This window comes from Paraburkholderia sp. J63, from assembly GCF_905220245.1.
In the GTDB taxonomy this organism is placed as follows: Bacteria; Pseudomonadota; Gammaproteobacteria; order Burkholderiales; family Burkholderiaceae; genus Paraburkholderia.
The window spans coordinates 137,575-156,362 of record NZ_CAJMZF010000018.1; the positions used below are offsets into that span (position 1 = coordinate 137,575).

The following is an 18,788-nucleotide window of genomic DNA, read 5'->3' on the forward strand; positions in this document are numbered from 1 at the left end:
GATGCATAAACTATCCGTAATTGCGGCGGCCGCTGCGCTACTCGCGGGTTGCACGATGGCGCCGTGGTATCACCGGCCCGAGGCGCCGGTCTCGCAGGCGTATCCCCAGGGCGGCGTCTACGCGACGCAGCCCGGCGAGAACGGCCAGGCGGGCCGCAGCGCCAACGGCGCCGTGGCCACCGATATCGGCTGGCGCGACTTCTTCGTCGATCCGCGCCTGCAGCAGCTGGTCGGGATCGCGCTGAAGAACAACCGCGACCTGCGCGTTTCGGTGCTCAACGTCGAGGCGGCGCGCGCGCAGTATCAGATCACGCGCGCCGATCTGTTCCCGGCGATCGACGGCGTGGGCTCGGACACGCGCACGCGCGTGCCGAGAGCCCTGCAGACCGCGCCCGAGAACCCGTACAGCGTCTACAACGTGGGCTTGCAGGCGTCGTGGGAAATCGACTTCTGGGGGCGTATCCGCAGCCTGAAGGACCAGGCGCTCGCGCAGTATCTGTCGACGGCGCAGGCGCGCAAGGCGGCGGAGATCTCGCTCGTCTCGCAGGTCGCCGACCAGTACCTGACGATGCTCTCCGACGACGACCTGCTGAAGGTCACGCAGGACACGCTCAAGACCGCGCAGGACTCGTACAACATCACGAAGGCGCAGTTCGACACCGGCACCGGCACCGAGCTCGATCTGCGCCAGGCGCAGACCGTGGTCGAGAACGCGCAGGCCAACCTGCAGGCGCAATTGCGCGCCCGCGCGCAGGCCGAGAACGCGCTCGTGCTGCTGCTTGGCGAGCCGCTGCCGGCGGACCTGCCGCAAGGCCTGCCGCTCGACGGCCAGAACCTGCTCACCGACATCCCGGCGGGCCTGCCGTCCGACCTGCTCACGCGGCGTCCGGACATCATGGAGGCCGAGGAGAACCTGCTCGCGGCCAACGCCAATATTGGCGCGGCGCGTGCGGCGTTCTTCCCGAAGATCTCGCTCACGGCGGCATTGGGCACCGAAAGCCTCTCGCTCGGCGGGCTGTTCAAGGCGGGCACGGCGGCGTGGAGCTTCGTGCCGCAGGTGACCTTGCCGATCTTCGAAGGCGGCTCGAACATCGCGAATCTGCAGCTCGCGAACGTCGAGAAGCGCATCGAGATCGCCAACTACGAGAAGGCGATCCAGTCGGCGTTCCGCGAAGTGGCCGATGGCCTCGCGGCGCGCGGCACTTACGATCAGCAGATCGGGGCGCTCGAGCGCAGCACGTTCGCGAGCCAGCGCGGGCTCGACCTTTCGGTGCTGCGCTACAAGAACGGCGTGGACAGCTATCTGCCGGTGCTGACCGCGCAGACCAGTCTGTACCAGTCGCAGCAGGCGCTCGTCACGGCGCGGCTCGCGCGGCTCACCAACCTCGTCGATCTGTATCGTGCGCTGGGCGGCGGCTGGATCGAGCACGCGGGCGAGACGCCGCGTCCGGCCGATGCGCCGGTCGACTACGGCGTGGCCAGCGCGCCGGCGGCGGCTTCGGCGCCGGCCGCCAATGCCAATGGGCAGCCTTCGGCGGGTTGAGACGCCGGGTTGCGGTTTGGGTTGCGGCTCGGGTTGCGATACCAGGCTGGGACGCTTCGCCGAACATCGCCACGCGTCCAGATGTGCGAACGCCACGGGAGACCGTGGCGTTTTTATTGGCTCATCCGAAAACAAAAAAGGCGTCACGGTTTCCCGTGACGCCAAACCAGCAAAAGGCCCCGGCCGCGTTTTTATCGCCCGGCCGGGGCGCCTCTCGCGTCGACTCAGTGTGCCGCCGTGCGCGGCATGCCCTGTCCAGCTTCCGGTTCTTGTTCGCCGTCGCGCGACTGCGTGCCTTCGAAGTCGTGGCTCACGCGGTGGATGTCCTGTTCCGCGGCGCGCTCGCTCTTGGCGCCGTTGAAAATCAGATTGAGGATCACAGCCGACACCGAAGCGAGCAGGATGCCGCTATGCAGGAGCGGCGAGAGGGCCGGCGGAAGCTGCGAGAAGAACTTCGGGGACACCACCGGCACGAGGCCAAAGCCCACGCTCACGGCCACGATGAACAGGTTGTGGTGGTTCTTTACGAAGTCGACCTTCGAGAGCACCTTGATGCCGTTGGCGGCCACCATGCCGAACATCACGAGACCCGCGCCGCCGAGCACGAACGGGGGCACCGAGGCCACGACCTGCGCCATCTTCGGGAACAGGCCCAGCGTCACGAGAATCACGCCGCCGGTGGCGCAGACGAAACGGCTCTTCACGCCCGTCACGCCGATCAGGCCGACGTTCTGCGAGAACGAGGTATGCGGGAACGAGTTGAAGATGCCGCCGATCAGCGTGCCCAGACCGTCCACACGCAGGCCGCGCACCAGCGTTGCCTGATCGACAGGGCGATCGACCATGTCGCCCACGGCGAGGAACATGCCCGTCGACTCGATGAAGGTCACGAACATCACGATCACCATCGTCGCGATCGGCAGGATGTGGAACTTCGGCATGCCGAAGTGGAACGGCATCACGATGCCCACCCAGTGGGCGTGCGTCACGCCGTCGAGGTTCACGCGGCCGAGCACGAGAGCGATCGCGAAGCCCGCCACGATGCCGAGCAGCACCGAGATATTGGCGATGAAGCCGCGGCCGAACTTGTTGATGAGAAGAATCAGCATCAGCACGACGAGCGAGAGGCCCAGATAGACCGGGTTGCCGTAGTCGGGATTGCCCACGCCGCCCGCGGCCCAGTTGATGCCCACTTCCATGAGCGAGAGGCCGATCACCGCGATCACGGTGCCCACCACGACGGGCGGGAAGAAGCGCAGGAGCTTGCCGATCATCGGCGCTATGACGATGCCGATCGCCCCCGCGGCGATCGTGGAGCCGAAGATGTCGAGAATGCCGAGCGAGGGGTTGGTGCCGATGGCGATCATCGGGCCGACCGAAGCGAACGTGCAGCCCATGATGACGGGCAGACGGATGCCGAAGATCCAGAGGCCGAGCGTCTGGATCAGCGTGGCGATACCGCAGGCGAACAGGTCGGCGCTGATGAGGAACGCGACCTGATCTTTGGGCAGGCCAATCGCGCCGCCGACGATGAGCGGCACGGCGACCGCGCCCGCGTACATCACGAGCACGTGCTGGATGCCGAGTGTGAGAAGCTGGCCGAACGGCAGGCGCTCGTCTACCGGGTGAACCTGGCTGCGCGCCTGGGCGGCGGCCTCCCTTTCGATACCCTGGGGATGCATGTCGTCTCTCTCCGTCTTTCGTTTCAGAATATGGCCTCCAAGGTATTCGCGCCGAAAAGAAGCAACAAGACCACTGGAGACTATTCCGTGCTTTCCGGGGGCGATATGCGCGCGAGGGGCGCCGCCTCTTATATCGGGGTAGGATCAGGCCGCGCGGAGCCCGGGATTTGGTGGCGCGGCGATGCTGCGGCGCATCGTGGGAATGCTCGTGCGACGTCCAGACGCAGCGTTAAGCCCGCTTTTCAGGTGGTTTCAGGCCTCGGACGGCATTGCGCCGCTTTGCGCGTGATGGGCGCGGCAATGACCTGGACGCACACGAATGGGCCATTTCGCGTGCCGCCAGGCGCCGGTCGGACCCCAGAGCACATGGCTCGCTCATTATGATCTATATTTCGCTTTCCGCATGTGAGCCATTTTGCATGTCGAAATAGACCCCTGGGTTAACCCGCGAACGCATGCGATTTGCATCATTTCGAGGCTCGCGCGGCACGCTCGATTTCGCCTCTCCAAGGTCTCGCGCGACCGGGTCTCGCGGCATGAATCGGGTGCCGTTATCATGGCCCTTTTATCTCTTTCATGGCCGCTTCGCTTCGTGCTGATCGTGCCGATCGTCTTGATCGATGCGCGCGATGAGCGAACCGCACGCCTCCCATCCATTTCCCCCAGTCACTTCGCATGAACGCAACGCAGACGTGCTTTCTCGGTATCGACCTCGGCACCGGTTCGCTCAAAGTCGCCATCGTCGATGAGGCGGGCGTCGAGCGCGCCGCCGCGAGCATCGCCTATACGCTAGAGACGCCGCAGCCGGGCTGGGCCGAGATCGACGTCGAGCGCTGGTGGGACGCGCTCGTGCGCTCGTGCGAGCGCCTGCCCGCGGGCGAGCGCGAGCGGGTGCGCGCGATCGGCTTCTCCGGGCAGATGCACGGCGTGGTGCTGACCGACGCGACGGGCCAGGCGCTGCGTCCCGCGATGCTATGGCCCGACACGCGTGCGCGCGCGTTGCTCGATGCGTGGCCCGGTTCCTCGTCTGATAGTGAAGCGAATCCCCAGCCGAATCCCGTTGCGCCTGGCATGGCCGGGCCGTTGCTGTACTGGCTGACGCTGAACGAGCGCGCGACGGCCGATGCCGCGCGCTGGGCGCTGCAGCCGAAGGACTGGCTGCGCGTGCGTCTCGCCGGGTCGACGGATACAGGCGGGCAAGCCTTCGTGGCCGATCCGTCCGACGCCTGCGCGACCGCGCTCGCCGCGCCCGACGGCACGTGGGACGTCGCGCTGATCGAGCGGCTTGGCTTGCCGGCGCGCTGGTTCGCGCCGCTTGCGCCCTCGTCGGCGGCGAGCGGCACGCTGAGTCCCGAGGCCGCGCGCGCGCTCGGCCTGCCCGCCGGCATCGTGCTCGCGACCGGCGCCGGCGACACGCCGTGCGCGGCGCTGGGCAGCGGCCTGCGCGAAGACGGCGACGCGCTGCTGACCACGGGCACGGGCGGCCAGATCGTCGTGACGTCGATCGGCGAGCCGCCTGCGCGGCGCGGCCTGCATCGCTACCGGTCGGCGAGCGGCGGCTGGTACGCGATGGCCGCGATGCAGAACGTGGGCGTGGCGCTCGAAGCGGCGCGCGGCTGGCTGTCCTGCGACTGGCGCGAAGCCTACGAGGAAGCCTTCGCCGCGCCGCCTTCGCAGACGCTCGCGTTCCTGCCGTACCTGAGCGGCGAGCGCTCGCCGTGGCTCGATCCCGCGGCGCGCGGCGGCTGGCTCGGCGCGGGGCTCGGCGACACGCGCGGTGTGCTGATGCGCGCCGCGTTCGAGGGCGTAGCGTTCGCGTTGCGCGCGGGGCTCGACGCGCTGCGCGGCGTGCCGGATGCGGTGGCCGCGGCCGGTGCTGCCGCTGGCGATGGCGCTGTTGGTGGCGCTGTCGATAAAGAAGGCAGGCCGCCTGCGCCGATTACGGTGCTCAAGCTCGCGGGCGGGGGCTCCGTCGATGCGCGCTGGCGGCAATTGCTCGCCGATGTGCTGGGCGCGCCGCTCGACGCCATCGACTGTCCGAATGCGGCTGCGCGCGGGGCGGCGCTGCTCGGCGGCGTCGCCTGCGGGCACTGGCGCATGGACGAGCTCGCGGCGCTCGCGCCCGCCGCGACCCGCGTGGCGGCACCGCGCGCCGACGCTGCATTGATGCAGCGCTACGCGCGCTTCATCGATCTGTATGGCCGCGTGCGGACGTGGTTCGCGCCGGTGTCGTAGCGAGACGCAGCAAGAAGTCCACGGCGCTCATTGGGGTATCGGCGCGCGTTGCTGCGATCGGGTTGAAGATCGTCGGCGGCTACATCGAAGGTAAGATTGACATCGACGAAGGCTTCGACCTGATGAACAAGGGCGAGTCGATTCGCCCGGTTGTCCTTTACACATTGAACAGCGAGGGCATGGAGATGCTGGACCAGATTGAAGAGCACGCCTGCTACGGCGGCGTGCAGCGCATTTATAAGCACGATTCGGAAACGATCGGCCTGCCGATGCGCTTTTCGGTGTATCTGCCGCCGCAGGCGCGCGAGCGCAAAGTGCCGGGGCTGTTTTATCTGGCGGGGCTGACCTGCACCGAGGAGACGTTCCCGATCAAGGCGGGCGCGCAGCGCTTCGCCGCGCAGCACGGCATCGCGCTGATCGCGCCCGACACGAGCCCGCGCGGCGCGAACGTGCCAGGCGAAGCCGAGGCCTGGGATTTCGGCGTGGGGGCGGGCTTCTATGTGGATGCCACGCGCGAGCCGTGGTCGAAGCACTGGCGCATGTACTCCTACGTGCGCGACGAGCTGCGCGAGGCCGTGACCGCGAGCCTGCCCGTGGACGGCGCGCGGCTCGGCATCTTCGGCCACTCGATGGGCGGGCACGGCGCGCTGATGCTCGCGCTGCGCAACCCGGAGATCTACCGCTCGGTCTCGGCGTTCGCGCCGATCGCGGCGCCCACGCGCTGTCCGTGGGGCGAGAAGGCGTTCAGCGGCTATCTGGGCGACGACCGCGAGGCGTGGAAGCAGTACGACGCGAGCGAGCTGGTGGGCCTGGCCGCGCACAAGTTCGAAGCGGGCATCCTCGTCGATCAGGGCCTGGCCGACGCGTTCCTGCCGAACCAGTTGAACCCCGACGTGTTCGAAGCCGCGTGCAAGGCGGCGGGCCAGCCGCTCACGCTGCGCCGTCACGAGGGCTACGATCACGGCTACTTCTTCATCCAGAGCTTTATCGAAGACCATCTCACGCATCACGCGCGCGTGCTCCTGAAGTAACGCTCGCCGGGTTCGTGCCTCGGTGTTCGAAGGGCCTCCACGCGGTGCGTCGAGGCCCTTTTTATCGCGCGTTCATTCGCGTATCCGACCCCGTGCGAAACTTTGATATCTGGTCAGGTTGGTACTAAAATCTGGTCAATCAGGTCTTTTTTGGAGTCATCCGCCATGCGAGCATCCCTCATCGAGCCCGAAGCCAGCAAGGAATCCGCCGAGCGACGCATGGTCGATTTCCAGGCGGCCGTGAAGGCGATTGCCGCGCGCGTGGGCGCCACCGACGTCAACGCCGTGGGCACGCCCATTTCGGCGTTCAAGACGAATTATTCGAGCGTGCTCAAGCGCGTCAAATCGGGCTCGGTCGAGATCGTCAACCAGGGCCCGGAGCCGTTCATCATTCTCGGCCTCGACCAGGCCGTCGCGCTGATGTCGAACACGGTCAGCGACCGCACCGTGGCCGAAGTCTTCGCCGGCTTGCCTTCGGTGCCGGCGACGGGCAGGCTGCCGCGCGACGTGTCCGTCGACGCCGGCGATCACTACCGCGTGCCGCGCTGATTTTGCTGCTGTACAGAAGCGGCACGCCGCGCCACCCGAAAAACGAATAAAGGCCGTCCATGCCGAGATTTCTGCTGGGCACGAATACGCTCATCGACATGTGCATCGAAGACACCGCCTCGCGCAAATGGATCGAGGGCGGTGTGAAAGCGCGCGACATTAACCTGAGCGTTATCAGCGTCGCGGCCGCGCGCCAGGTGATTGGCCAGCACAAGATGAGCGAGCCGCGCCGCGCGGCGTTCCGGAAGGCGCTCGAAGCGCGCCTCGCCGCGCTCGTCGACGACGGCTCCGTCATGCTGCCGTTCGGCGAAAGCGAGGCCGCGGAATGGGAGCAGTGGCGCGGCCATCATCCGCTCGAAATCGACAAGGCCGGCACGCGGTATCCGGTCGGTCAGGACACGCGCATGGTGATCGCCACCGCCGTGGCCAACGGCTGCACGCTCGTCGAGCCCGACGAGGCGTACCACCGGGAACTGCGCAAGCTCCAGGTGGGCGTCGTCTCCCTGCTCGAGGACGAGGCCCTTGAGTAGGCCACCGGATAGCGCGCCTGACGGTTCATTGAGTCCGTCGAGCAACGCGCGGGACGACCCGTTCCGCGTGCCCGAAGGCCGGCTCACGCTCGCGCCCGCCTGCACGCGCGTGCTGAGCCTCTCGGGCGGCGGCTATCGTGGGCTCTACACGGCGCGGCTGCTCGCGCGCATCGAAGAAAGCGACAAGTTCGGGGCGGGGTCCGCCGTCCCGATCGGCGCGCGCTTCGACATGATCGCCGGGACCTCGGTGGGCGGCATTCTCGCTGCGGGGCTCGCGGCCGGCGTGGCCGCACGCGAGCTCTACGCGATGCTCGCGCAATGGGGGCCGTCGATCTTTCCAAAGCTCTTGCTGCGCAAGCTGAAGAAGCTCGTCAGCAAGACCGTCTACGACGCCGGACCGCTCGAAGCGGCGATCGTCGCCTGTCTCGACGGCTGGGCCGGCAAGACGCTAGCCGAGATCGACAAGCCGCTCATGCTCACGACGGTGAGCTGGTCGCTGGGCGAGCTGCGCCTGCTGCGTAGCCGCGGCCTGGCCGGCGACGACGCCGACACCTGCACCTTGCTTCAAGCCGCGCGCGCGACCTCGGCGGCGCCCGCGCATTTCCCCGCGCTGATGCTCGACGACGACTGGCACCTCGACGGCGGCCTCGCCGCGAACTGCCCCGATGCGCACGCGCTCGGCGAGGCGCAGCGGCGCGGCGTGCCGGTGCGCATGCTCGGCGTGGGCACCACGGGCGTGCAGCACAAGAGCGTGCCGAGCCGCCTGCCGCTGCGCGGGCTCTACTGGGCGCAGCCCGCGCTCGATCTGGCCATGCAGGCGCAGGAGCGCATGGCGCAGGCCACCTGCATGCGCGAGCTCAAGGCGAGCTATCTGCATCTGGACAGCGAGGCGGGCGGCGATCAGCAGATCCTGCGCGACCTCGACGTGGCGACGCCCGACGCGACGGTGGCGCTCACGCGGCTCGCCGACCAGCGCTTCGAGGCGCTCGTCGCGCGGCCCGACGAGACGCGCCGCCTGCGTTTCATCATGGGCGACGGCGAGACCTGAGCTCGTATCGATCGCGTCGCGCCAGCAGGCCGGAAAGCGAAACGGCGTTGCTCCGCGAGGAACAACGCCGTTTTTGTCTCTGCAAGTGCGCGTGCTGAAACGCTCAGCGCCGCCCGATCAGGCTTGCGCCATAGACGAGCGCCGCGAGCGCGGTGATCCAGAAGCTCGTCGGCCAGTCGGTGTAGTAGGCGAGCGTGACGCCGATCCACGCCTGCGCGAGCGCCAGCAGTGCGGCGAGCGCGAGGCCGGCCGAGAGGCGCGTGGTGAGGTTCTGCGCGGCTGCGGCGGGCCCCACCATCAGCGTAAAGACGAGCAGCACGCCGACGATCTGCGTGCACGCGGCCACGGCGAGCGCGGCGATCGCGAGGAACAGCACGGAGACGAGCCGCAGCGAGACGCCTTTGGCCTCGGCCAGCTCCGGCTGCAGCGAGGCGAACAGCAGCGGGCGCATGATGGCCGCGAGCGCGACGAGGCTCGCCACGGCCAGCGCCGCGAGAATGCCGAGTGTGTCGCGGCCCACGCCGAGCACGTTGCCGAACAGCAGCGCTGTGACCTGGGTGGCGAACGACGTGAAGAAGTGCAGGAACAAGAGGCCGAAGCCGAGCGCGAGCGAGAGGATCACGCCGATGGCCACGTCGCGGCCCGCGAGCTTTTCGCCGAGCGCGCCCATCGACACGCCGGCGGCGAGCGTGAAGCCCACCATGCCCCACATCGGCGAGACGCCGAGCAGCACGGCGCCCGTCGCGCCCGTGAAGCCCACGTGCGAAAGCGCGTGGCCCGCGAAGGTTTGTCCGCGCAGCACAAGAAAGTAGCCGACGATGCCCGCGAGCACCGCGACGATGCCCGACGCCGCGAAGGCGTTCACCATGAAATCGTATTCAAGCATCGTGCGTATGGCCGTGTGCGTTGTTGTCGTTGCTGCCGTGGCCGTGGCCGTGGCCGTGGTCGTGGCTGTGACCGTGACTGTGGCCATGGTCGTGCGCGTGGTCGTGATCGTGCTCATGCTCGTGGTCGTGCTTCTCGACCTCGACGTCGCCCGACATCACGAAGATGCGGCCTTTCATGCGCATCACCTCGATGGGCGAGCCGTAGAGTCGCGAGAGCACGGGCGCGGTGATCACTTCGTCCACGCTGCCGAGCGCCGCCACGCCATTGCCGAGATAGAGCACGCGGTCGAGCGAGTTCAGGAGCGGATTGAGCTCGTGGGCCGAGAACAGCACCGCGATGCCGAGTTCGCGCTGCACGCGGCGCACGAGCTCGACCACGCCGCGCTGGTGATGCGGGTCGAGGCTGATGAGCGGCTCGTCGAGCAGCAGCAGCTTCGGGTCGCCGAGCAGGCATTGCGCGAGCAGCAGACGCTGGCGCTCGCCGCCGGAGAGCTCGGAGAGCGGGCGGTCGGCGAGCTTCGAGGCGCCCACGAGATCGAGCACGCGCGCGACATCGGCGCGCGTGGCGGCGTCGGCGCGCGGCAGGCCCCAGCGATGGCCGTCGGCGGCCATGGCGACAAAATCGCGGCCGCGCACGCGGCGGCTCGCGAGCGCCGTGCGCGTCTGCGGCATGTAGCCGATCTTCGCGTTGCCGCGCGCCACGCTTTCGCCGAGTACGCGGATCGCGCCGTGCGCGGCGGGCACGAGGCCGAGGATCGCGCGCATCAGCGTGGTCTTGCCCGCGCCGTTCGGCCCCAGCACGCCGATGAATTCGCCCTGGTTCACGGCGAAGTTGGCGTCGCGCAGGATCGTGCGCTCGCCGAGCGTGAGCGTCACGCCCGCGAGCGTGAGCACGGGCTGCGCCGCGCGGTGCCCGGCGTGCCCGTGGGAGGCGTGCGCTGCATGTGCTCCATGTGCGTGGTGAGAGGGCACGGCCTCGGTCATCGCTTCTGTTTCCTGATGTGGACTGCGTTGGAGGGCGCCGGCCGTATGGCTAACTATGGCTAACTATGGCTAACAACTGGCGCGAGACGACGACTTTACTTTTGCGCGAGCGCTTTCGCCAGTGCGTCGAGCTCGCCGAGCATCCATTGCTGGAAATTCACGCCGGCGGGTTGCGTCTCGGTCACGCTCATCGTCGGCACCTTCGATTGCTTCGCGATGCCCAGCATGCGCCGCGTGAGCGCTTCCGTCGCCTGGCTGTTGTAGATCAGCACGCGCACGCGGCGCTCGCGCAGGTCGCGCTCGAACGCCGCGATGTCCGATGCGCTTGCCTCGGTGTCGTTCATCGTCGCCATCTGGAAGCGCATGTTGCGCATGTCGAGGCCGATCGCGTCCGCCATGTAGCCGAACACCGGCTCGGTCGCCGTCACGGGCTGACCCTTGTACTGCGCGCGCAGCGCCGCGACTTTGTCGTCGAGCGGCTTGAGCGAGCCGAGAAAGGTCGCAAGGTTGGCATCGTACACGCTCTTGTGCGCCGGGTCGGCGGCGCCGAGCGCGGCGCTCACGGCGCGCGCGACGGCGGGCATGGTCTGCGGGTCGTACCAGAGGTGCGGGTTGTCGCCGGCCTTCTTGCCGACCAGATCCGCGGCCACGACGATCGTGCGCTGGGCGCTGCCGCTGCCCGTTGCGGCGAGCAGCTTGGTCATCCACGGATCGTAGTCGGCGCCGTTGTAGACCACGAGGCGCGCGTGCTGGAGCGCGCGCGCGGTTTTCGGGCTGGCCTCGAACAGGTGCGGGTCCTGGTCGGGGTTGCTCAGGATGCTCGTCACGTTCACGTATGCGCCGCCGATCTGCTTGACGACGTCGCCGTAGAAGTTTTCCCCGGCGACGACGGGCAGGGCGGCGCCCGGGGCGTCCGCCGCATGGGCGGCCTCGCACGGGCCGAGCAGGGCGCCGAGCGCGAGGCAGGCCGCCACGGCGGGCAGGGCGGCGCGCCGGAGCGCGGCGGCGGCTTGAGCGAGGGCAAGCCGGCCGGGCAGGCGCGGGGTCATGCGGACTGCACGGGTGATAGCAGGCATGGTTCTATCCTTGGACGGAGCGAGAACGTGGCTTGAAGGTATCCGGGCGCGTCTGCGCCACGCCCGGAAGATGCAAAGTTCTGTGAAGGCGAGATGATATAACGTATCACCACGGTTGGCGAGCCAGCCAATCAGCCAGTCGGGCGGCCCACCCGCTCAAAACGCCGCCTGAACGCGCACCCAAGCATGTCCAGGCACGCCCCGACGCGTGCCCAGACCGGGCCACCGGGCGCGCCAAATGCTCCTGCGCCGTTGATCCCCCTTGCGCGCCGCACCATCGAAATCTGCCGGGAATCGCGTATGTCCGCCTTGACATGCGTGCGTCCGTGTCCGATCATTCGATCACTAATCGAGCAAATGCTCAGGCATCGAGCGATAGTTCAGGTGGCGGCCCACGGCAGCGCGCCGGCCGCTCGACGAACGCAAATGGAGACAACCCTGTGGCACATTCCGCGAATCCGGCGGCAGGACGTTTGCAGGACAAGGTGGCGGTACTCACGGGCGCGGCGAGCGGCATCGGCGAGGCCGTCGCGCAGCGCTATCTGGACGAAGGCGCGCGCTGCGTGCTGGTCGACGTGAAACCCGCCGACGCCATCGCCCCCGCGCTGGCCGCCGCCTCCGGCTACGCCGAACGCGTGCTCACCCTCAGCGCCGACGTCACGCGCCGCGAGGACATCGAGCGCATCGTCGCGGGCACGGTCGAGCGCTTCGGCTGCATCGATATCCTCTTCAACAACGCGGCGCTCTTCGACATGCGCCCGCTGCTCGACGAATCCTGGGAGATCTACGACCGCCTCTTCGCCGTGAACGTGAAGGGCATGTTCTTCCTGATGCAGGCGGTCGCGCGCCGCATGGTCGAGCAGGGGCAGGGCGGCAAGATCATCAACATGTCGTCGCAGGCGGGCCGTCGCGGCGAGGCACTCGTTTCGCACTACTGCGCAACCAAGGCGGCGGTGCTGAGCTATACGCAATCGGCGGCGCTCGCGCTCGCGCCGCACAAGATCAACGTGAACGGCATCGCGCCCGGCGTGGTCGACACGCCGATGTGGGATCAGGTGGACGCGCTCTTCGCGCGCTACGAGCACCGGCCGCTGGGCGAGAAAAAGCGCCTCGTGGGCGAGGAAGTGCCGCTCGGCCGCATGGGCTTGCCCGGCGATCTCACTGGCGCCGCGCTTTTTCTCGCCTCCGCCGACGCCGATTACATCACCGCGCAGACGCTCAACGTCGACGGCGGCAACTGGATGAGCTGAACGCCCTCCGGAGCTGCTCCGGCGACTTCGGCCCATGCAGCACGACATAACGTAGCAAACAAGGAAAGGAGACAACGCCATGAAACCAGCCTTGCGGAGCGCCGCCTCGCGCTTGTGCCGCGCGACCAGCGCGTTCGCGCTCATTGCCGCGGCGGGCGCGGCGCACGCGCAGACCGTCACGATCGCGATGTTGAACAACCCGGACATGCTCGAGCTCAAGAAGCTCTCGCCGGCCTTCGAGAAGGCCAATCCGGGCATCAAGCTGAACTGGGTGATCCTCGAAGAAAACGTGCTGCGCCAGCGCGCCACGACGGACATCACGACCAATAGCGGCCAGTTCGACGTGATGATGATCGGCACCTACGAGGCGCCGCAGTGGGGCAAGCGCGGCTGGCTCTCGCCGCTGACGAACCTGCCCGCCGACTACGACCTCAACGACGTCGTGAAGACGGCGCGCGACGGACTCTCGTATAACGGCACGCTCTATGCGCTGCCGTTCTACGTCGAAAGCTCGATGACGTACTACCGCAAGGATCTGTTCGCGGCGAAGGGCCTGACGATGCCCGAGCAGCCGACCTACGACCAGATCAAGACCTTCGCCGACAAGCTCAACGACCCGTCCAAAGGCACCTACGGCATCTGCCTGCGCGGCAAGGCCGGCTGGGGCGAGAACATGGCCTATGTGACCACGCTCGCGAACACCTTCGGCGGCCGCTGGTTCGACGAGAAGTGGCACGCGCAGCTGACCTCTCCCGAGTGGAAGAAGGCCGTCACGTTCTACGTCGATCTGCTGAAGAAGGACGGCCCTCCGGGCGCGAGCTCGAACGGCTTCAACGAGAACCTCACGCTGATGTCGTCGGGCAAGTGCGCGATGTGGATCGACGCCACGGTCGCGGCCGGCATTCTCTACAACAAGCAGCAGTCGCAGGTTGCCGACAAGATCGGCTTCGCGGCGGCGCCGACCGAAGTCACGCCGAACGGCTCGCACTGGCTGTGGTCGTGGGCGCTCGCGATTCCGAAGTCGTCGAAATCGCAGGACGCCGCGAAGAAGTTCATCGAATGGTCCACCTCGAAGCAGTACATCGAGCTGGTCGCGAAGGACGAGGGCTGGGCCTCGGTGCCGTCGGGCACGCGCGTCTCGACCTACCAGCGCCCCGAGTACAAGCAGGCCGCGCCGTTCTCTGACTTCGTGCTGAAGGCGATCCAGACCGCCGACCCGACGCATCCGACGGCCAAGCCGGTGCCGTACACGGGTATCCAGTTCGTCGGGATTCCTGAATTCCAGTCGTTCGGCACGGTCGTGGGCCAGAGCATCGCGGGCGCCGTGGCGGGCCAGATGAGCGTCGATCAGGCGCTCGCGGCCGGCAACGCCGCCGCCGACCGCGCCGTGAAGCAGGCCGGCTATCAGAAGTAAGCGCAGCAACGCGCCGTAGCCCGGCGCACCTGTAGCAGCGCAGTAGAGCGAAGGGCGCGCCGGGCCGCACGGCACGGCGCACCCCCGCGAAGCAGATGCGGCGCCGTGCCCTGAGCCGCCGCGTAACAAAGAAGGGTGGTCCTCATGCGTCATCTCCATCTTCCCATGCCCCTGTTCAACAAGCGAGCGCGAGCGCCTCAGCCGCAGCGCGTGGAGACGCGCCGTTCGGCGTCGCGCTGGCTGGTCTCGCCGTCCGTCGCGGTCCTGCTGTTGTGGATGACGATTCCACTCGCGATGACGATCTGGTATTCGTTCACGCGCTACAACCTGCTCAACCCCGATCTCAAGGGTTTCGCGGGCCTCGACAACTACACGTTCCTCGTGACGGACCCGTCGTTCTGGCCGTCGATCTTCCACACGGTCGAGCTCATCGTCTCGGTGCTCGTGATTACCGTGGTGGGCGGCGTGCTGATGGCGGTGCTGTTCGACCGCAAGTTCATCGGGCAAGGCGTCGCGCGCCTGTTCGCCATCGCGCCGTTCTTCGTGATGCCGACGGTCTCCGCGCTGATCTGGAAGAACATGATCCTGCATCCGGTCTACGGCCTCGTGGCCCTCGCGATGCGCGCGATGGGCATGACGCCCATCGACTGGTTCGCCGACTATCCGCTCACCGCGGTCATCATGATCGTGGCGTGGCAGTGGCTGCCGTTCGCATTCCTGATTCTCTTCACGGCGATCCAGTCGCTCGACCAGGAGCAGAAGGAGGCGGCGAAGATTGACGGCGCCGGCGCGATCGCCATGTTCTTCTACATCACGCTGCCGCACCTGCGCCGCGCAATTGCCGTGGTGGTGATGATGGAGAGCATCTTCCTGCTCTCGATCTTCGCCGAGATCTACACGACCACGAGCGGCGGCCCCGGCAACGCGACCACCAACCTCACTTACCTGATCTACTCGATGGGCCTGCAGCAATTCGACGTGGGCATCGCGTCCGCGGGCGGCATTCTCGCCGTCGTGCTCGCGAACATCGTGTCGTTCTTCCTCGTGCGCATGCTCGCGCGCAACCTCAAAGGGGAGTACGAAAAATGAGCCAAGTCACCGCATCGCCCGTTCGCGCGCCCGAGTCGCCGCATGCCGTCAACCGTTCGTCACCGTTCCAGTTCGTCGGGCGCGTCGTGCCGGGACTGCTGGCATGGGTCATCGCGCTCGCGCTGTTCTTCCCGATCTTCTGGATGACGATCACGGCGTTCAAGACCGAGCAACAGGCCTATACGCCTTCGCTGTTCTTCATCCCGACGCTCGACAGCTTCCGCGAGGTCTTCGCGCGCAGCAACTACTTCGCGTTCGCATGGAATTCGGTGCTGATCTCGGCGGGCGTGACGGTCGTCTGCCTGATTCTCGCCGTGCCGGCCGCCTACGCGATGGCGTTCTTCCCGAACCGCCGCACGCAGGGGATTCTGCTGTGGATGCTCTCGACCAAGATGATGCCTTCGGTGGGCGTGCTCGTGCCGATCTACCTCTTGTGGAAGAACACCGGGCTGCTCGATACCGTGAGCGGGCTCGTGATCGTCTACACGCTCATCAATTTGCCGATCGCGGTGTGGATGGCCTACACGTACTTCAACGAGATTCCCAAGGACATTCTCGAAGCGGGGCGCATGGACGGCGCGGCCACCTGGCAGGAGATCGTCTATCTGCTGATGCCGATGTCGGTGCCGGGGCTCGCGTCCACCGCACTCCTGCTCATCATTCTTTCGTGGAACGAAGCATTCTGGAGCATCAACCTCTCCAGCTCGAATGCGGCGCCGCTCACGGTGTTCATCGCCTCGTACTCGAGCCCCGAGGGGCTGTTCTGGGCGAAGCTCTCGGCGGCTTCGCTGCTGGCGGTGGCGCCCGTGCTGATCGTCGGCTGGCTCTCGCAGAAGCAGCTCGTGCGCGGCCTCACGTTCGGCGCCGTCAAGTAAGCAATACAAGGACCTCACTCATGACCATTCAGGCCCTGATCTGCGACTGCGACGGCGTGCTGATCGACAGCGAGGCCGTGGCCGCGCGCGTGCTGGTGCGCGAGCTCGAAGCGCGCTGGCCGGGCGCCGCCGTCGCGCCGGTGCTCACGCCGCTGCTCGGCCAGCGCATCGAGCGCGTGCTCGGCGGCACGAGCGAGGCGCTCGGCCGGCAGCTGACGCCCGCGGACGTCGACGCGATCCGCGCCGTGGCCGAAACCGAGGCGGCGCAAGCGCCGCTCTTTCCGGGCGTGAGCGCGGCCCTTGCAGCCGTCGCGCTCACGAAGGCCTGCGCGAGCAACAGCTACGCGGCGGTGGTGCGCCGCGTGCTCGAGCGCAACGGCCTCACGCACTTCTTTGGCGAGCGCATCTATTGCGCCGATATGGTGGCCGCGCCGAAGCCCGCGCCGGACGTCTATCTCGCGGCGGCGCAGGGACTCGGCGTGACGCCCGAGGGCTGCCTCGTGGTGGAGGACAGCGTGGCGGGCGTGAGCGCGGCGCGCGCGGCGGGCATGACGGTGCTCGGCTTCGTGGGCGGCGCGCACGTGGGCGGCGACGCGCACGCGCTCGAATTGCGCGAAGTAGGCGCGCAGGAGATTTTCGACGACATGCGCGCGCTACCCGCGCTCGTGGCGGACTGGATGCAGAAGGCGGAGGCGCGCGCGCACTGAGCGCGGCTTCCGGCAAGACGAATCGCGATCGACTGGTAATGAAGCGCGGCGCGCGGGCAAGCGCCCTGAACGCCGCAACGAATGGAGACAGACATCATGGCAAGCGTGATCCTGAGAGACGTACTCAAGCGCTACGACGAAACCGAAGTGCTGCGCGACGTGAACCTCGACATCGCGGACGGCGAGTTCGTCGTGTTCGTGGGCCCGAGCGGTTGCGGCAAGACCACGCTCATGCGGATGATCGCGGGACTCGAGGACATCAGCGGCGGCGACCTGATGATCGACGGCGCGCGCATGAACGACGTGCCGCCGGCCAAGCGCGGCATTGCGATGGTGTTCCAGTCGTACGCGCTCTATCCGCACATGACGCTCTACGACAACATGGCGTTCGGCCTCAAGCTCGCGGGCACGAAGAAGGCCGAGATCGACGCGGCGGTGAAGAACGCCGCGAAGATCCTGCACATCGACCATCTGCTCGATCGCAAGCCCAAGCAGCTTTCCGGCGGCCAGCGCCAGCGCGTGGCGATCGGGCGCGCGATCACGCGCAAGCCCAAGGTGTTCCTGTTCGACGAGCCGCTCTCGAACCTCGACGCGGCGCTGCGCGTGAAGATGCGCCTCGAGTTCGCGCGCCTGCACGACGAACTGAAGACGACGATGATCTACGTGACGCACGACCAGGTCGAGGCGATGACGCTCGCGGACAAGATCGTCGTGCTCTCGGCGGGCAACGTCGAGCAGGTTGGGAGTCCGAACCGTCTCTATCACGCGCCCGCGAACCGCTTCGTAGCGGGCTTCATTGGCTCGCCGAAGATGAATTTCCTCGACGGCGTGGTGCAGCAGGTGGCGAGCGACGGCGTCGTCGTGCGCTACGAAACGGGCGAGACGCAGAAGGTGGCCGTGGAGCCCAATAGCGCATCGGGCGCGCGCGAAGGCAGCAAGGTCACGGTGGGCATCCGCCCCGAGCACATGCAGGTCGATTCGGGCGAGTACGGCGTGAGCGTGAAGGCCAATACGGTGGAATCGCTCGGCGACGCGGCCTATCTCTACGCGGAGTCGCCCGTTGCGCCCGATGGCCTGATCGCGCGTATTCCGCCGCTCGAAAAGCACGAGCGCGGCGCGACGATGAAGCTTGGCGCGACGCCCGATCATTGCCATCTGTTCGATGCCGAGGGCATTGCGTTCGAACGCCGGTTCGCGCAGCAGATGGCGGCTTGAGACACAGGGGCCGCTTCAGGAGCGAGGCGGCGCCGCGATGATTGTCGCAGAGGGGGCCTGAATCAAGGCCTTATATGCCCGCTTTCGAGCGGGCTTTTTTTACCATTGTGTCAGGCGCCAGTAGCCGGCATTGAGGCGGTCGTAGAGAGAGAGTGGAAAGACCACAAAGTCATCGTCGCCGCCGCCGGTCGAAAACAGCAGGTGATTGCCCGCCCAGGTGATCTCCGGCGAAGGTGTGTGGAACGTCCTTCGAAGGATCAGCTTTCCAGCGGTATCGTAGACACGGCCAACATACTTCGGGTTGTCACCATGGTCCCAATCCAGCGTGCACTCCTCGGCGACATAGCGACCATCAGGGGATGCGCGGCGGACGCAGTCATACGCCCCGGCGTCTGATCGATGCGCAAAGTAGACGCAGGTCGCCGCGATGGCGATCAATGCGATGGCGACCTTTCTCATAGCTTGATCCGTATCGGCTGACGTAGCCGAACACGCTTACGGTCGGAGAAAATGATGAAATCACCGCCCCTCTGGTACTTCATGGCCCACTGCCGGAAATCCTTGTTGTGTACCGGGTAATAGACATTCCCCTTCACCCCCATGGCACCGCGCGTGACTGGATAGGGTAGATACAGGGATGGGGCATTGAGCTGGCCCACGAGGCCGTTATAGG

Annotated in this window: 18 protein-coding genes; 12 read left to right on the plus strand and 6 right to left on the minus strand. The window is 67.2% G+C overall.

Translation table 11 applies throughout. The annotated features are described in order from the left end of the window. The first annotated feature begins 1 nt into the window (after nt 1). On the plus strand, nt 2-1,543 hold the full coding sequence (locus U5775_RS20510) for an efflux transporter outer membrane subunit (RefSeq protein ID WP_322059916.1): 1,542 nt from the start codon (nt 2-4) through the stop codon (nt 1,541-1,543). Nucleotides 1,544-1,767: 224 nt separating this feature from the next. On the opposite strand, the gene U5775_RS20515 is transcribed toward U5775_RS20510, so the two are convergent. Next, nucleotides 1,768-3,225: a nucleobase:cation symporter-2 family protein gene (locus tag U5775_RS20515; protein ID WP_322059917.1), complete on the minus strand. Its 1,458-nt coding sequence runs from the start codon at nt 3,223-3,225 to the stop codon at nt 1,768-1,770. A gap of 675 nt (nt 3,226-3,900) precedes the next feature. Between U5775_RS20515 and U5775_RS20520 the strand changes: the two genes are divergently transcribed. The 5 genes from U5775_RS20520 (at nt 3,901) to U5775_RS20540 (ending at nt 8,618) form a co-directional block, all read left to right on the plus strand. Further along, on the plus strand, nt 3,901-5,460 hold the full coding sequence (locus U5775_RS20520) for a xylulokinase (protein ID WP_322059918.1): 1,560 nt from the start codon (nt 3,901-3,903) through the stop codon (nt 5,458-5,460). Nucleotides 5,461-5,645: 185 nt separating this feature from the next. Further along, nucleotides 5,646-6,491 (plus strand): S-formylglutathione hydrolase, encoded by an 846-nt coding sequence (fghA, locus tag U5775_RS20525; protein WP_322059941.1) that lies wholly within the window; start codon nt 5,646-5,648, stop codon nt 6,489-6,491. Nucleotides 6,492-6,656: 165 nt separating this feature from the next. After that, nucleotides 6,657-7,040, plus strand: a complete 384-nt coding sequence (locus tag U5775_RS20530) for a hypothetical protein (protein ID WP_322059919.1) — start codon at nt 6,657-6,659, stop codon at nt 7,038-7,040. 59 nt (nt 7,041-7,099) lie between these two features. After that, nucleotides 7,100-7,570: a hypothetical protein gene (locus U5775_RS20535; RefSeq protein ID WP_322059920.1), complete on the plus strand. Its 471-nt coding sequence runs from the start codon at nt 7,100-7,102 to the stop codon at nt 7,568-7,570. A gap of 28 nt (nt 7,571-7,598) precedes the next feature. After that, entirely contained in the window at nt 7,599-8,618 is a 1,020-nt protein-coding gene (locus tag U5775_RS20540; protein ID WP_322059921.1) for a patatin-like phospholipase family protein, read from the plus strand. 103 nt (nt 8,619-8,721) lie between these two features. On the opposite strand, the gene U5775_RS20545 is transcribed toward U5775_RS20540, so the two are convergent. The 3 genes from U5775_RS20545 to U5775_RS20555 all read right to left on the minus strand — a co-directional run bounded on the left by U5775_RS20545 (nt 8,722) and on the right by U5775_RS20555 (nt 11,565). Beyond that, nucleotides 8,722-9,504 (minus strand): metal ABC transporter permease, encoded by a 783-nt coding sequence (locus U5775_RS20545; RefSeq protein WP_322059922.1) that lies wholly within the window; start codon nt 9,502-9,504, stop codon nt 8,722-8,724. Continuing rightward, the gene (locus U5775_RS20550) at nt 9,497-10,489 is read right to left on the minus strand and encodes an ABC transporter ATP-binding protein (RefSeq protein WP_322059923.1); all 993 of its coding nucleotides are present in this window, start codon (nt 10,487-10,489) and stop codon (nt 9,497-9,499) included. The genes U5775_RS20545 and U5775_RS20550 overlap by 8 nt, the downstream gene beginning before the upstream one ends. Nucleotides 10,490-10,584: 95 nt before the next feature. Beyond that, nucleotides 10,585-11,565, minus strand: a complete 981-nt coding sequence (locus tag U5775_RS20555) for a metal ABC transporter solute-binding protein (RefSeq protein WP_322059924.1) — start codon at nt 11,563-11,565, stop codon at nt 10,585-10,587. Between the two features lie 440 nt (nt 11,566-12,005). On the opposite strand from U5775_RS20555, the gene U5775_RS20560 reads away from it, so the two are divergent. From U5775_RS20560 to U5775_RS20585, 6 genes are all read left to right on the plus strand, one after another. Beyond that, nucleotides 12,006-12,815: an L-iditol 2-dehydrogenase gene (locus U5775_RS20560; protein WP_322059925.1), complete on the plus strand. Its 810-nt coding sequence runs from the start codon at nt 12,006-12,008 to the stop codon at nt 12,813-12,815. A 79-nt stretch (nt 12,816-12,894) separates the two neighbouring features. Further along, a complete protein-coding gene (locus tag U5775_RS20565) occupies nt 12,895-14,229 on the plus strand; it encodes a sugar ABC transporter substrate-binding protein (RefSeq protein WP_322059926.1) in 1,335 nt (444 codons plus the stop codon). A 144-nt stretch (nt 14,230-14,373) separates the two neighbouring features. Then, a complete protein-coding gene (locus tag U5775_RS20570; RefSeq protein WP_415913613.1) occupies nt 14,374-15,318 on the plus strand; it encodes a carbohydrate ABC transporter permease in 945 nt (314 codons plus the stop codon). Beyond that, entirely contained in the window at nt 15,315-16,193 is an 879-nt protein-coding gene (locus U5775_RS20575; protein WP_415913614.1) for a carbohydrate ABC transporter permease, read from the plus strand. The genes U5775_RS20570 and U5775_RS20575 overlap by 4 nt, the downstream gene beginning before the upstream one ends. A 20-nt stretch (nt 16,194-16,213) precedes the next feature. Next, entirely contained in the window at nt 16,214-16,900 is a 687-nt protein-coding gene (locus tag U5775_RS20580; RefSeq protein WP_322059927.1) for an HAD family phosphatase, read from the plus strand. Nucleotides 16,901-16,996: 96 nt separating this feature from the next. Further along, complete coding sequence (locus U5775_RS20585; RefSeq protein WP_322059928.1) at nt 16,997-18,115, plus strand: sn-glycerol-3-phosphate ABC transporter ATP-binding protein UgpC; 1,119 nt, start codon at nt 16,997-16,999, stop codon at nt 18,113-18,115. A gap of 99 nt (nt 18,116-18,214) precedes the next feature. On the opposite strand, the gene U5775_RS20590 is transcribed toward U5775_RS20585, so the two are convergent. Together U5775_RS20590 and U5775_RS20595 are read right to left on the minus strand one after the other, a co-directional pair. After that, on the minus strand, nt 18,215-18,574 hold the full coding sequence (locus U5775_RS20590) for a hypothetical protein (RefSeq protein WP_322059929.1): 360 nt from the start codon (nt 18,572-18,574) through the stop codon (nt 18,215-18,217). Next, nucleotides 18,571-18,788: DUF6402 family protein (locus U5775_RS20595; RefSeq protein WP_322059930.1), on the minus strand; the 218-nt coding region annotated here is incomplete at its 5' end. The genes U5775_RS20595 and U5775_RS20590, both read right to left, overlap by 4 nt.